The sequence below is a fragment of the Gilliamella sp. A7 genome (assembly GCF_002142015.1).
GTDB classification, from domain to species: domain Bacteria; phylum Pseudomonadota; class Gammaproteobacteria; order Enterobacterales; family Orbaceae; genus Gilliamella; species Gilliamella apis_A.
Genome location: NZ_NASN01000004.1, coordinates 34,816 through 49,305, shown reverse-complemented (window position 1 = coordinate 49,305; position 14,490 = coordinate 34,816). Strand labels below are relative to the sequence as shown.

8 protein-coding genes are annotated in these 14,490 nt (G+C 34.7%); 2 read left to right on the top strand and 6 right to left on the bottom strand.

Annotation, left to right across the window (positions count from 1 at the left end; all coding sequences use genetic code 11):
• Positions 1–31 precede the first annotated feature (31 nt).
• Both B6D18_RS02175 and mprF read right to left on the bottom strand, forming a co-directional pair.
• Positions 32–1,312, bottom strand: coding sequence for a virulence factor family protein (locus B6D18_RS02175; RefSeq protein ID WP_086362933.1), 1,281 nt, complete (start codon positions 1,310–1,312; stop codon positions 32–34).
• A 4-nt stretch (positions 1,313–1,316) separates the two neighbouring features.
• Positions 1,317–3,920 carry a bifunctional lysylphosphatidylglycerol flippase/synthetase MprF gene (gene mprF / locus B6D18_RS02170; protein WP_216818808.1) on the bottom strand — a complete coding sequence of 868 codons (2,604 nt, stop codon included), beginning with the start codon at positions 3,918–3,920 and terminating at the stop codon, positions 1,317–1,319.
• A gap of 343 nt (positions 3,921–4,263) precedes the next feature.
• Here mprF and B6D18_RS02165 point away from each other — a divergent pair, with 343 nt between their 5' ends.
• The gene (locus tag B6D18_RS02165) at positions 4,264–4,932 is read left to right on the top strand and encodes an HD domain-containing protein (RefSeq protein WP_086362932.1); all 669 of its coding nucleotides are present in this window, start codon (positions 4,264–4,266) and stop codon (positions 4,930–4,932) included.
• A gap of 80 nt (positions 4,933–5,012) precedes the next feature.
• Here B6D18_RS02165 and B6D18_RS02160 read toward each other — a convergent pair whose 3' ends face one another.
• The gene (locus B6D18_RS02160; protein ID WP_086362931.1) at positions 5,013–5,936 is read right to left on the bottom strand and encodes an AEC family transporter; all 924 of its coding nucleotides are present in this window, start codon (positions 5,934–5,936) and stop codon (positions 5,013–5,015) included.
• A 26-nt stretch (positions 5,937–5,962) separates the two neighbouring features.
• Positions 5,963–8,626: a bifunctional uridylyltransferase/uridylyl-removing protein GlnD gene (glnD, locus tag B6D18_RS02155; RefSeq protein WP_086362930.1), complete on the bottom strand. Its 2,664-nt coding sequence runs from the start codon at positions 8,624–8,626 to the stop codon at positions 5,963–5,965.
• A gap of 882 nt (positions 8,627–9,508) precedes the next feature.
• On the opposite strand from glnD, the gene B6D18_RS02150 reads away from it, so the two are divergent.
• Entirely contained in the window at positions 9,509–10,375 is an 867-nt protein-coding gene (locus B6D18_RS02150) for a hypothetical protein (protein WP_086362929.1), read from the top strand.
• Between the two features lie 394 nt (positions 10,376–10,769).
• Here B6D18_RS02150 and nrdB read toward each other — a convergent pair whose 3' ends face one another.
• Complete coding sequence (nrdB, locus tag B6D18_RS02145; RefSeq protein WP_086362976.1) at positions 10,770–11,900, bottom strand: class Ia ribonucleoside-diphosphate reductase subunit beta; 1,131 nt, start codon at positions 11,898–11,900, stop codon at positions 10,770–10,772.
• Positions 11,901–12,026: 126 nt separating this feature from the next.
• Positions 12,027–14,312, bottom strand: a complete 2,286-nt coding sequence (gene nrdA / locus B6D18_RS02140; protein WP_086362928.1) for a class 1a ribonucleoside-diphosphate reductase subunit alpha — start codon at positions 14,310–14,312, stop codon at positions 12,027–12,029.
• Positions 14,313–14,490 lie beyond the last annotated feature (178 nt).

Sequence of the window (14,490 nt, the reverse complement as noted above, 5' to 3'; positions counted from 1 at the left end):
ATATATAAAAATATTACCTAAACTGCCACATTTATTGCATACGGTTGTCGATAGCTTGCATAATAATTTGTCCTAAGTGCTGATAATTTTCATCAAAATGATGGCCACCCGGTAGTTGAAATGCTTCGCCTTTCATCTCCGGTTGTAGGCAACCGCTATCGTCTCTCTCTTCTGCGCCATAGATACAGAATAATTTCTTTTCTGGAATCTGCGCAACCTCTGGCGCTGTTTTCATTTCATCGCCAGATTGTCCCAGCCAACCACTGACTTCTATTTCAAAATTAGCATCTTTAGAAAAAGCAATCATAATCAATGCTTGAACGCTTTGTTGATCTGCTTTGGATAAGCGATTATATAGTGCTGGTAAGATGTCACCCCCAAAAGAATAACCCGCTAGTACAAATTTATTCACCCCCCATTTATCACGGTATTCCTGCATTAAATAAGTCAGATCTTTAGCACTACGTTCAACCGAGCGATGTTGCCAAAAAAGTTTTAATGCATCGACACCAACCACCGAGTAACCATGTGCAGCCATATATTCTGCTGAAACTTTGTCTAAATCTCGCCAACCACCATCACCTGAATAATAAAAGGTAACACTATTCCGATGTTGTGGATTACCTTTAGCTGGCAATTCAATCACAGGTAATGGTTCATGTTCACCAAATAAAATAGAGGATAAATGTAAACTTAATAGTTCCGTTGGTGACGCTTGATACTCACCAATTGAGGTGGTTACTTTAATCTGTTTTTGTTGGCGAGGGAAAATAGCAACTTGTTCATCAGGTGGATTGTTCCAAATAACCTGCCATGTTCCATGGCTGGCCTGTGCTGGTAAAGGTGCGTTACAATCTTTATGATCTAAAGTAAACTCAATGGATAAAGCTTTAGCATCATCATCTTGTTGTTTGCTTAACCAACGATAAGCGAAAGCCGCACCTTCTTGCATGCCTGCAACAATAAATTTATCCTCATTTAAGATCTTCTGCGCTTGTTCAAAACGTGTTTGTTGTTCGGCACAACTTCCTTGTGGTTGTAATTCAAATTGCACCAATTTAGCACCCATTGATTCAGATAAGGTTAATAATTGATTAGCGGTAAAGTGATTATCTTGTGTCGCAACAATTATTGCTGAAGCTTCGGCTGACTGTTTTGGGCTAGCCGATAAAATAGTAAAGTTTTGATTAATTGTAACAGTATTAACCGAAGCAGTTCGTTGGTTTTTATAATTGTACCAACCTATAACAATACAAAATGTAATGAATACTAAAATAATGAATAATAAAACATAAAGTATGATTTTTTTCATTTGATTAGTTCTTCTGGTTAGTTAATGTTGTTTTGCCACCTGAAATTAACATGGTGGTATCAATTAAAGCAACTAAGGGGTCAAGTCCGGCAGGAACCGCCATATAACGAGGTTGCCAATGCGTTGCAAATTTTTCTTTAAACCGACGTAGGCCTTGGAAGTTATAAAATCGGCCACCTCGGCGAAAGACTAATGCACCTAAGCGTTGGATCATTGGTGCACCACGTCTTCTTTGCATGCCGGCAAGTGGTACCATTCCCAAACTAAAATACTGATAACCTTTTTCTTGATAATGTAAAATTAATCCAACCATTAAAAACTCCATGGTCGATTTTGGAATATCTTGTAAAACTCGCATTAGATCAATACTAGCACTATAGTTTTGCTTGGTTTCTAATAAATTCACAAAAGCAATAATGCGACCTTGGTACTCAACCGCGGCAATCGTGAAATTATCTAAATAGGATTTAGAAAAAGCCCCTAATGAGAATTTTTTCTCTTTGGTATGTTTGTTTTTTAACCATGCATCAGAAACTGCTTTCAATTCATCAATTGGTGCAGTACAAGGTGGATAAAATCTTAAACTAAGCCCATCTCGTTGCCCTCGATTCCAAGTATATCGAAGATCTTTATATCCCTTAGAGGTTAAATCAAACTCTTTTAAATTAACTAAGGCTTCTTCGCCAAGTTTGACAATACGAAGACCGATATCCATATAGAATGGTAAATTGTTTGCTTTAACTTGGTAAAAAACCGGACGTAAATGGTGTTGATCACAAAGATCTCTAAATGCCCAGATTAAATCAGCCCGAGCAGCGCTATCATTGCTAATAGGATCATATAGTGCAACCATGCTTCTTCCTCGTCTTGCATACATAATGAAAGCAGTATGTGATTGATTGAAGAGCAGTGACTTATCACCACTCATCGCTAATCCGCCTTCAGGTTGTTTTGAGTTAAGCATGATTTGATAGGCTTCACTTAATTCCTCTTCAGTCGGAATCGTTAAGATAGGTAATGCTGGTTTAAATGACCAAAATAACATTACGCTACTCAATAAGATAAAACTACCTAATGCTGCGCGTAATGCTCGGGGAACTCGGCTATCTAACTCAAATTGCCACCATAAATCATGGCTATAAGGAATATCTTGATAAATAAATAAGATTAGCCAAACAAATAAGGCAATTAAACCAAAACTGACTACAAAGGATTTTAGTGAGAAAGGTAAAATACTTAATCGGCTTTTACGATAAAAAGCATGTCTAAAATTGATTAATAGTATGGCTATTACTAATAATGTCGCTGCTTCGATCCAGTGTAAACCTCTTAGCAACGAGCAGATACTGCCTAATATCAACAAAATAACCGATACTCCCCATGCCGAATAAAGTCTGCGACGTAATCCTACCGCCATTAGTAGGCATAAAACTCCGATTAAACTTGCGGTTAAATGAGCAAAATTGACAATTTTTTTCGGAAAAAAAGTGCTGACAAAATCATGATTAAAGCCAGGTGTAACACTTGAAAACATCATGACTGCTCCGGCAAAAAATACCGTGGTGGCCATAATCGTTGCCGCAATACCGGTATCGGTTTCCTTAACTTGTGGCGCGGTTAACAAGTGTTTTCCTTCGTTAATTAGCAGTAAAATTCCAGCAGGAATCAATGGTAATATGATATAAATTAAACGGTAAATGACTAAAGCAACCGTTAATGATGCAGTATCAATTTGTGATGAAAATGCCGCTAATATAACCGCTTCAAATATGCCAACTCCACCAGGGACATGACTAAGTACCCCAGCTACTAATGCCAAGATATAAATCATGATAAAGGTAATAAAGTTTGGTTGATTCGAGAGTAAAAAATAGAGAATAGCACCGGCTAAAATGGCATCGATTAAGGTAATTAAAAATTGTCCACCGGCTAATTGCCAGTTAGGTAAACGGATCTGCCAATGGAAAATTTGATATAGCCAAGTATCTTTATTGGGTTTTTCTGCTAATCGGTGCGTATGTAAAAATAACAATACACCAGCATAAATGATCAATACTACACTAGCGATTAATTCGATAGTGATTGCCGAGATATGTAGCGCTAGCATGGTATTTTGTATATGTATTAATGCAGAAATTGTGGCGATTAAGGGTAATGTAAGGCCTAACGAAAGGCTAACAAAAATTGACATGCGAGCAACATCTATGGTGGTTAATCCATATTTAAAATAGAGCCGACAACGAATTGCACCGCCGGATAGGGCGGATAACCCGACTGCATTACCAATGGCGGAAGCACAAATTGCACCAGTAGCTATGGTCGATAGTTTTAAATCAACGCCTGCATATCGTGCAGCTGACCACTCATAACCCATCAACATAATATAACTTGCTATCGCCGATAGACATGCTAGTAAAATTGCATGGTAAGGCAGTTTATGCAGAGCTGATTGTAAATCGCTAAGATTAATTGATTGTAATAAATGCCAACACACAACCAGTGCGATACAAAAAATAGTGAGTCCAAATAGTAGAGCGATAAATTGACGATATCGAGAGAAACACTCTATAAGTTGCCAAGGCAAAACTTTGCGTGCTGATATTTTCACTTAATCAACTCCAGTTATTTGCATTGATAATAAATTGTGATTAGAGCATTCTACCCTTCGAAAATAGTGAAAACAATCGAAAGAAATTAAAAAAAATATAAAAAAATATTAAATACAAGGGGGTTTTTTGTTAAATTTGTCAGAATAATCATCAATAATGATATTAAATGTGATTTTTAACTCATTTTAAATTGATTTTGGTGGTTTTATGCAAGAATAAATGTCTAGCTGATAAAGTGCTAATTAAAACCATCAATAGCGATTAGATTTTAACTGCGGTAATATACATAATATCTCGATAAAATATAATCTATCATTACCATTTTTAATTAAGCCTAATAAAATGACCAACCTAATAACTGCTCAACAACAACTAATTCTTAATTCGATTAAACTATTTGTTCAACAAAAGCTTTCACATGATTTTTCCGGCCATGATATGGCGCATATTGAACGAGTTGTAAAATTAGCCGAAAAAATCCTTAATGATCAGCTACAAGCAAATGCATTTATTGTATTGATGAGCGCTTACTTACATGATGTCATTGATGAGAAAGTGGTTGAGGATGTTGATAAAGCAATAATTGAATTGCGTGATTATCTGCAATTATTAAAGGTAACCACTAACGAGATTAATGCTATTTTTGCAATTATCGAAAATATGTCTTATCGGAAAAATCTTTTGCAAAAAAACGAGTTATCTTTGGAAGGACAAATAGTTCAAGATGCTGACCGTCTTGATGCTATTGGCGCAATAGGTATTGGCCGTACTTTTTATTATGGTGGTAATAAGCATAATATTATGCACGATCCAAACATTCCACCACGAACAAAACTTAATGAAGACAATTACAAACAGCCAAACACAGTAATTAATCACTTCTATGAAAAATTATTTTTACTCAAAGATATGATGAATACCGACACAGCTAAACAGATCGCCGAGCAACGCCATAAAATTTTAGTTGAATTTGTTAATCAATTTGAGCAAGAGTGGCTGAGTAACGATTAAGTTTTATCAAAACTAAATCCTGACGTTTAATCAGGATTTAGCTAGCAGATTTTAAAGTATCTATGATGCATCGCGTCTATTTAAAAGGGAATTGGTGCACCGACTAAAGAGAGAACGATTGGTAGTGTAATTAAACTCAATAAAGTACTGACTAAAGTAGCACTTGATACCAGTGCTGGGTTAGTATCAAATTGAACTGACATTAGTGTAGTATTGGCAGCACTTGGCATTGCCGCTAGAACAATAAGAATCTGTTTTGCCATTGGGGTAATAGGCATAAAATAGACCATTACAAAAGCGACCAGCGGTGATATAACCATCCTGGTTACTAAAGCAAAAGAAAGTTTTGGATAATCAAGTTGTTTAATTTTGATTTTGGCCAATTGCATGCCCAAAATAATCATAATTATCACAATGGAAGAATCACCGATCATACTAATCGAAGTCATAATCGATTTTGATAATGGTATTTGACACAGTTGGAAAAGAATACCCGCAAAGGCACCATAGGCAACCGGCATTCTAATTACTTTGTTAATGACATCTTTTTGACTGACAATATCACTATGTGTGCTACCTTTGGCTGCATAATAGATGCCAACAGTGCTCATAACAAATTGTTGTAACACCATCATTATGACACCTAGATCAAAACCGATCGTGCCAAAAAAAACCAATAATACAGGTGTACCATAATTACCATTATTCATAAAACACGAACTTAAAATCATTGCACAGCGTTGTTTGACCGAATACTTCATTATCATTGACCAGACGCTGACAATAACTACTAAAGAAAAACAGAGTCCAATGAGATAAGCAATATAGATTAAATAATCGCTGGTTAAGGTATGAGTATAAAATGTTTTAAATGCTAAAAAGGGCGATAACACATATAGCGACATTTTTGAAAGATTAGCAACATCAAAATTAAGAATCTTTTGACCAATAAATCCAACAATAAAAATACAAAAAATAGGAAACAAAATAAGGAAAAATTGCATAATTTTAACTTTAACTTTTTGGTTGATTAATTTATTGAATCAATAGCCTTAACTATCGACTCGGTTAGTTTTTGACAGGTGTTATCATCAAGGGCTTTATTGTGTTTATCGGTTAAAATAAACAGATCTTCAATATGTTCACCAATTGTGGCTATTTTAGCACTGCTTAGCGATAAGTCTAATTTTGCAAACACTTCGCCAACGCAAGCAAGTAAACCTGGTTTATCAAGGGCAATGAGTTCCATATAAGTTTGGTTTTCGTTAAATGACGAAATAAAGTTGACTTGTGTTGGTACAGAAAACGAACGTAGTCGTTGTTTAGTGGGTTTTATTGTCACGCCTTTGTAGATAGATTGATGTAGTACTTTATGCAGCGCGTGGATAATATCTTGATGTCGATTTTCTGGCACAATTTGCCCATTAGGTTCAAGCACAATAAAGGTATCTAATGCAAATCCATTTTTATTAGTAATAATCAAAGCATCATGAATACTCAAATTTAACATACTTAATGCATTACATGCTGCAGCAAATAAAAAAGGCCTGTCAGATGAGTAGATGATGATTTCGCTGCCACCATGATATGGATTGGGATTAATCGAAACTAATGTTTGACTCAAATCATGATTTAATAATAGTTGAGCGTGCCAAACGATCTGTTCAGCGCTATAGCGCAAAAAGTAATCGACACGATAATCTTGCCAAAGGTTTTTTATCATTTGCTCGTCGTAATCTTGTGCCAGTAATTGAGTTAGTGCTTGCTGTTTATGTTGACGAGCAACACTTCGTTGTTCTGGTATTTGATGAATGCCCGAATCAAATGATCGTTTAGCGGTTAAGTAGAGCTCACGCATTAGGCTCTGCTTCCAACTATTCCATAAGGTTTCATTGGTGGCACAAACATCGGCAACCGTTAAACAGAGTAAATATTGTAAACGGCGTTTGCTTTTTACTAATTGAATAAATTCGCGAATAACATCGGGATCTTGGAGATCTCGACTTTGCGCAGTTACCGACATCAATAAATGATAACGAACTAACCAAACAATCAAATCGGTATCTTTCGCATCGAGTTCATGTAATTGACAGAAAGATTCGACTAATTTAGCGCCTATTTCCGAGTGATCACCATCTCGACCTTTGCCAATATCATGGAATAATCCCGTTATTACCAGTAATTCAGGTTTAGATAGTTTGGCAAATACTGTTGAACTATTAGGATGTTTTTCTTTACCCACTTCGGTTTTTAAACGGTCGAGTTCTAGCAATAAGCGAATAGTATGTTCGTCGACCGTATAAGCATGAAACAGATCAAATTGCATCATGCCTGAGATTTGTTGCCAACCAGGTATATACACCGCCAAAATACCATATCGATGCATTGGCAAAATGGCTTTTTTAATTGCATCTGGATGTTTGATGATTTTCATAAACAATGTTCTTGCTTCTGGTATTTCACTAAGTAAATAAGTGAGTTTTCGCCTTGCAGAACGAAGTTGCCTGATCGTATTCGAATATAGTCCTGTAACTTGCGGATTAAGCAAAATTGTATAAAACAGATTAAGGATCATCAGCGGATTATCATTAAACACGCTGTTATGTTTAACATCAATTAGGTTGCCTCTGACTTGAAAATGTTGATCAATATCATAGGTCTTTTGTGATGAGTAACGTTTTAATAATGACTCATCAAATAGTTGTAAAAGCATTTGGTTGAGTTCGGTAATATTATGCGCAACACGATAATAATCATGCATCATATTTTCAACCGGTGTATTGCCTTCACCACTATAGCCCAACATTTTAGCGATACTTAGTTGACGATCGAATAATAAACGATTGTCATAGCGGTTGATCACGCAGTGAAGCGCAAAGCGCATGCGCCATAAAAATTTGCGGCAAGTCTTAAATTCGGCCACTTCTTCTGGCGTTAAATAGTCAAACTGGGCAATTTTTTTTAAAAACTCTCCGCCAAAATGTCGGATTGCAACCCATTGGATGATTTGCATATCACGTAAACCACCCGGACTATTTTTTAGATCTGGCTCTAAATTATAGGTAGTGCTGTGATATTGTTGGTGTCTTTCTTGTTGCTCCTGCATTTTGGCTTGATAAAAAGCTGGAGAAGGCCAGATTTTATCGCTAAAAATTTCACTACGGAGCTTATTAAGTAATGACTCACTTCCGGCAATTAATCTTGATTCAATTAAGTTTGTCATGATAGTGATATCATTTTTAGCTTCTTGCAAGCAGGTTTTTAACGTTCTAACGCTGTGGCCAATATCAAAATGCAGATCCCAAAGTAGACGGACTAAATCACCAATTTGTTTTTCCAGTTCTTTGGTTAGTGAGTTATCACTTAGTATCAAAATATCAATATCGGATAATGGATGAAGTTCGGTTCGACCATAACCACCAACTGCAATCAGAGCAATGCGATTTTGTTTAAACAGCGATGAAACTTGTTCGGGGATTTGATAATAATGCCATAATCGTTGAAGTAGCTGATCAATAAACTGACTGCGCAGATGAACTAAGTCATCAATATCAGCGTTATTTTTAAACTGAGTCACTGACCATTGTTGAAACGCATTTAGTTGTTGTTTTAGATAGGGGACAGTTATTTGGTCATCACTAAAATCAAGCGGAGAGATAGAATAAAACAAATGCGCATCAATCATAGTCATCATATCAAATTAGCAAAATGGAATTATTATATCGTCTACCGATTTTAAAGTAGTGTCAAGCTGGAATGATAACAGTTTTCATACAATAACATTAAGCAATAACGTTTTATTCAATCTATTAGTAATTTTAAAATTGATGAGTGAGTATTTTGTAAAAATAATTGAGGAGTCTATACCGTCAAATATGATTTGTTCAGAAAAAATAGTGAGTTGAATAACTTAATGTAAATACTTCATGACATAACTTATTTAGAATCATTAGCAATAAAAACAAGTTGATAAATATAGTTATGCCACTGCTTATAAAATGTGTCATTTAGGATTTTGTAAAAATAATTGAGGAGTCTATACCATCAAATATGATTTGTTCAGAAAAAATAGTGAGTTAAATAACTTAATGTAAATGCTCCATGACACAACTTATTTAGAATTATTAGCAATAAAAGCAGTTGATAAATATAGTTATGCCACATGCTTATAAAATGTGTCATTTAAGATTTTGAAGAAATAATTGAGGAGTCTATACCATCAAATATGATTTATTGAGGATAAATAAGAGTATTAATAAGTTAAGCATGGTATGTCGATACTTTTCTACAATTAACTTACTGAGTGGTTTAGTTAGTAGAGAAAGGTCGATTATCTGTTGTTTTAATAATATTTTCAGTTCTGGCAATAATAACATCCGAGTATTGGGTGATCGGGCAATAAAGAACATTCCATAATCAGTAGTACGAAAAATAATCACGATATAGACATTATGTTATTGTATATCAATTAGAAACAATTAAAATGGCTAAAAAACAAAGGATCAATAATAAACATTTTTAATAATTTCAAATCAAATAGAGATATTAGGAATGAGAATACAATGAGGATAGTTCAATGAATAAAAAAATACTATTTCTAATCATGTTGTTTATCAGTCACTTTGCACAAAGTGTTGAAGTTACTTGGGATCTAAATTTTGATGACAAATATAATTTACCTTTAATCATGATGGATTTTCAAGGTGAAAAAATTGCCATGACATTGGATACCGGTTCGAAAATAGCTTTACATCTACCCATGGATTTAATTAATAAGATTCCTAATAAAACGGAAAACTCTGAAAAAATCAGATCGATTGATCTTTCTGGGGATGTCACAGAACTTAAATCATTTATTGTCAACAAGTTAGAATTAAATTCTTTTATCTTTAATAATGTGCAAGTGGTTGAATATAAAGACTGGGGATTATTTATTTCGAGTGATCCGATGGATAATGATAATAGTGAGGATAGCAATGCATTTAAAGCTGTTATTGGCCTTAACTTGTTTGATAATTATGTATTAACTATCAATTATCCTGAAAGTAATTTAACAATATCCGATGATACTTCAACCGACTTAAATCCAAACTGGGTTGCTATCCCCTTCAATTTAAATGGTGAAGGTTTGGTTGTTAATCTGTCCGATGGTATAAAGAATTATAAAATGGTTTTAGATACAGGGGCGACAGTATCACTCATCAAAGAACAATCCCTGTCACCGGAATCAATTACAATAAGCGATCCTGAAGATAATTTTAAATCTATATCACTTGATGTGAATAATGTCGCGAATGATAGCGTTCTGCCAATAATAATTGATTCATTTCCTAATGAATTTCAATCTGACGGATTATTAGGCGCTGACTTTTTAAGTAAAAACAGAGTTAAAATTGATTTTAAAAATAAGCAAATGTGGGTCCAGCCTGTTGAGCAAAAATAATTTTTCCTAATTAATTAATAGAATTAATAAAATCATTAAAAAAGACCTACATTAGTAGGTCTTTGCTTTAGGAGGTTTTATGAGTTATTTTTCAATTAAATCACATGTTCAGTTCTAGCAATAATATCATCTTGAGTAACAAGTGTTGTAATAGTTTGGCTACCAAATGATACATTGACGACATGTTTGAAGCGCGTGTTTGCTATCAAAGTGGCTTAAAAATTATGGCAGATGAATTGATGTCATTAAAGGCTTTAAATCTAGTTAAATTATGCTTTGATAGTGTTTAATGCAGAAGCAATGATTGTTGTGCATAATGGATTAATAATATTAAAGGAACCGATAAGGTTCCTTTGATAAAAAATTTGAGGAAAGGGGTTTTTGCGATTAATAATTACAAGGTAAAATCGCTTAAATCATCTTCACTAATTTCTGAATCGATTTGTCCAACTAAATATGAGCTCATTTCTGCTTCTTGTGGCGCAACCTGTACGTTATCAGAAACAAGCCAGTTATTGATCCATGGAATTGGATTCGATTTTACTTCAAATGGTAATTTGAGACCAACCGCTTGCATACGAATATTGGTAATATACTCAACGTATTGGCACAGAATATCTTTGTTTAAACCAATCATTGAACCACCTTCAAATAGATATTCAGCCCATTCTTTTTCTTGATTAGCAGCTTGTAAGAAGAGGTCATAACAATCTTGTTCACACTCTTTAGCGATTTCGGCCATTTCTGGATCATCTTCACCGCTTCTTAGGGTATTAATCATGAATTGTGTGCCGGTTAGATGTAATGCTTCATCACGAGCAATCAGTTTGATTATTTTGGCATTACCTTCCATTAATTCACGTTCTGCAAAGGCAAATGAGCAAGCAAAACTCACATAAAAACGAATCGCTTCAAGCGCATTAACGCTCATTAGGCATAGATAAAGTCGTCTTTTTAACTCTCGTAGATTAATAGTGATAGTTCGATTATTGACAGTGTGTTTACCTTCACCCAACAAGTTATAATAACTAGCATAACTAATTAATTCATCGTAGTAGCCAGCAATATCACCAGCCCGTTTTTGAATTTCTTTATTGGTCACAATATCGTCAAATACAACCGATGGATCATTAACGATATTACGAATAATGTGGGTATATGAACGTGAATGAATCGTTTCTGAAAATGACCAAGTTTCTACCCATGTTTCAAGTTCAGGAATAGAAATTAATGGTAATAAAGCCACATTTGGACTTCGACCTTGAATGGAATCGAGCAGAGTTTGATATTTTAAGTTACTAATAAATATATGTTTTTCATGTTCTGGGAGCGCTGCATAGTCAATACGATCTTGCGATACGTCGACCTCTTCAGGACGCCAAAAGAAAGAAAGTTGTTTTTCAATTAACTTTTCAAACATTTCATATTTTTGTTGATCGTAACGAGCAACATTTACCGGTTGACCAAGAAACATTGGCTCTTTAAGTTGATCATTATGGACGTGTGAGAAGGTGCTGTAATTCATGCTCATAATCGAACTCCTAACAGAAATTTGTTAAGCTTTTTACTGTGCAGATAAGTAAAAAGTCGGAATAGTAGGGATAACTCAGTTGTTATCCGCTACTTTTATTTTTAGGGCTAAGCAGAACAATTAAATTTTGCATGCTCCGCCTTCACAACCATCATCACTTGATGGGACTTCAATATCACCTTGAATATCTTCAGCACCATCTCGAGTATTATGATAATAAAGGGTTTTTACACCATATTTATAAGCTGTTAATAAATCAGCTAATAGCTGTTTCATTGGTACTTTATCATTAGGGAATTTAGTTGGATCATAATTAGTATTGGCTGAAATTGATTGATCAATAAACTTCTGCATAATACCGACTAAATGCAAATAACCTGTATTATTTGGGATTTGCCAAAGTAACTCATATAAATCTTTTAATTTTTTATATTCAGGTACCACTTGTTTTAAAATACCATCTTTTGACGCCTTTATGCTGACATATCCTCGTGGTGGCTCAATACCATTAGTGGCATTTGATATTTGTGAGGAAGTTTCAGATGGCATCAATGCTGATAAAGTAGAATTACGTAAACCATAAGTTTTGATTGATTGACGTAAAGATTCCCAATCATAATGTAATGGTTCTTTAGTAAGTGTATCGATATCTTGTTTATAAGTATCGATAGGTAAGATACCTTGAGCATAGGTTGTTTCACTAAATAGTGGGCAGGCACCTTTTTCTTTAGCTAAATTATTTGATGCTTTTAATAAATAATATTGCATTGCTTCAAATGTGCGATGGGTTAAGTTATTGGCACTACCATCAGAATATTTAACTCCATGTTTAGCTAAATAATAGGCATAATTAATTACACCAATACCTAATGTGCGGCGGTTTATTGATGACGTTTTAGCTGCCGGAACCGGATAATCTTGATAATCAAGCAAAGCGTCTAAGGCACGAACGGTTAAATCAGCTAGCTCTTCAAAATCGTCAAGAGATTCAATTTTACCTAAATTAAAAGCAGATAACGTACAAAGTGCAATTTCACCTTTATCATCATTAACATTATTAAGTGGTTTAGTTGGTAGGGCAATTTCCATACATAAATTGGATTGATGTACTGGCGCCAGTTGAGCATTAAATGGACTATGAGTATTACAATGATCAACATTTTGAATATAAATTCGGCCAGTTGATGCTCGTTCTTGCATTAATAATGAAAACAATTCAACTGCTTTAACTACGCGTTTACGAATATTAACATCTTGTTCATATTGATGATAAAGTGCTTCAAATTTGTTTTGGTCGGCAAAGAAAGCATCGTAAAGACCCGGCACATCAGATGGACTGAATAAAGAGATGTTTTCATTTTTAATTAGACGTTGGTACATTAATTTATTGATTTGTACACCATAATCTAAATGTCGTACTCGGTTTTCTTCAACACCACGGTTATTACGTAGGACTAATAAACTTTCAACTTCTAAATGCCAGAGTGGATAAAATACTGTAGCTGCGCCACCACGAACACCACCTTGTGAACATGATTTAACTGCAGTTTGGAAATATTTATAAAATGGGATACAACCAGTATGGAAGGCTTCACCACCACGAATTGAGCTACCTAATGCTCGTATACGACCCGCATTAACGCCAATTCCAGCTCGTTGTGAAACATATTTTACAATCGCACCAGCTGTGGCATTGATAGAATCTAAGCTGTCATCACATTCAATTAATACACACGAGCTAAACTGGCGAGTTGGTGTACGAACCCCAGCCATTATTGGTGTCGGCAATGAAATTTTAAATGTCGAAACGGCATCATAGAAACGTTTGATATAATCTAAACGACTCTCTTTCGGATAGTTAGCAAACAAACACGCGGCAACTAAGATATATAAGAATTGAGCACTTTCGTAAATTTCACCGGTTACGCGATTTTGAACCAAATATTTGCCTTCAAGTTGTTTGACAGCTGCATAGGAAAAATTCATATCACGCCAGTGGTCGATCATTTTATCCATTTGCTCAAATTCTTCTTGAGTATAATCTTCAAGAAGGTGTTTGTCATAGCGTTCGCTGGCAACAAGTTTTTTTACATGTTCATAAAGTGACGGAGGTGTAAATTGATTGTAGGCTTTTTTACGTAAATGAAAGATAGCTAAACGGGCTGCTAAATATTGATAATCAGGCGCATCTTGAGAGATAAGATCAGCTGCTGCACGGATAATAGTTTCATGAATGTCCGATGTACGGATACCATCATAAAATTGAATATGTGAACGTAACTCAACTTGAGAAACAGATACATTATCTAATCCTTCCGCTGCCCAAGTGATTACTTTGTGGATTTTATCAAGATCGATAGGTTCTTTTTTTCCATCACGTTTAGTTACTAGCATTGACTTGTTCATTATTCATTTATCATCCATTTTTATGTTTTAATGAAGCGTATGATAATTGATAATTATCAAAATATACAATATATAGTACCTATTAATCATTTTATTACTATATGTAGTATGCTTAATAAACAGTGATCGGTAATTTATTAACGAAAATCAATGATTACGGATAATATTTTTTGAATTG

Excerpts from the sequence above, each read along its gene's own strand:
- B6D18_RS02175 (WP_086362933.1), bottom strand. The coding sequence starts at position 1,312 with ATGAAAAAAATCATACTTTATGTTTTATTATTCATTATTTTAGTATTC.
- B6D18_RS02165 (WP_086362932.1), top strand. The coding sequence starts at position 4,264 with ATGACCAACCTAATAACTGCTCAACAACAACTAATTCTTAATTCGATT.
- B6D18_RS02160 (WP_086362931.1), bottom strand. The coding sequence starts at position 5,936 with ATGCAATTTTTCCTTATTTTGTTTCCTATTTTTTGTATTTTTATTGTT.
- glnD (WP_086362930.1), bottom strand. The coding sequence starts at position 8,626 with ATGATGACTATGATTGATGCGCATTTGTTTTATTCTATCTCTCCGCTT.
- B6D18_RS02150 (WP_086362929.1), top strand. The coding sequence starts at position 9,509 with ATGAATAAAAAAATACTATTTCTAATCATGTTGTTTATCAGTCACTTT.
- nrdB (WP_086362976.1), bottom strand. The coding sequence starts at position 11,900 with ATGAATTACAGCACCTTCTCACACGTCCATAATGATCAACTTAAAGAG.
- nrdA (WP_086362928.1), bottom strand. The coding sequence starts at position 14,312 with ATGAACAAGTCAATGCTAGTAACTAAACGTGATGGAAAAAAAGAACCT.